This is a genomic window from Mycobacterium sp. SP-6446, assembly GCF_001954045.1.
GTDB lineage: Bacteria > Actinomycetota > Actinomycetes > Mycobacteriales > Mycobacteriaceae > Mycobacterium.
This window is the reverse complement of record NZ_MBEM01000261.1, coordinates 1-534: the sequence shown is the minus strand read 5'-3', so window position 1 is coordinate 534 and position 534 is coordinate 1. Positions and strand designations below refer to the sequence as shown.

The following is a 534-nucleotide window of genomic DNA, read 5'->3' as shown; positions in this document are numbered from 1 at the left end:
CGGCGGGATGGGTGAGGTCTACCTGGCTCGACATCCGCGGTTGCCCCGGCTGGAAGCGCTGAAGGTTTTGCGCGCCGATGTCTCCGCCGACTCAAGTTTTCGAGAGCGGTTCATTCGAGAGGCCGACTTAGCGTCGTCGCTGTGGCATCCGCACCTTGTTTCCGTCCATGACCGCGGCGACTGTGACGGCCAGCTGTGGATGTCGATGGACTATGTGGACGGCGCCGACTGCGCGCGCTTGCTGGCCGAGCGCTATGTCGCGGGCATGCCCGCCCAATGGGTGGCTGAAATTGTCGCTGCGATCGCCGATGCCCTTGACGACGCGCATCATCATGGACTGCTGCACCGCGACGTCAAACCGTCCAACATAATGATCACCAGCCCTGACGACCAGGGCCGTACCCGAACGCTGCTGACCGACTTCGGTATTGCACGCAATCGGGACGAGATCAGTGGTCTCACACAGACAAATATGACGGTCGGTACAGCAGCCTATGCGGCGCCCGAACAGTTGTTGGGCGGCCACATCGATGG

The 534-nt window shown here is 62.0% G+C and carries 1 protein-coding gene; it reads left to right on the top strand.

From position 1 onward, the window contains the following. A partial coding sequence (locus A5736_RS23465; protein WP_139333532.1) for a serine/threonine-protein kinase occupies positions 1-534 on the top strand: 534 nt, incomplete at both ends.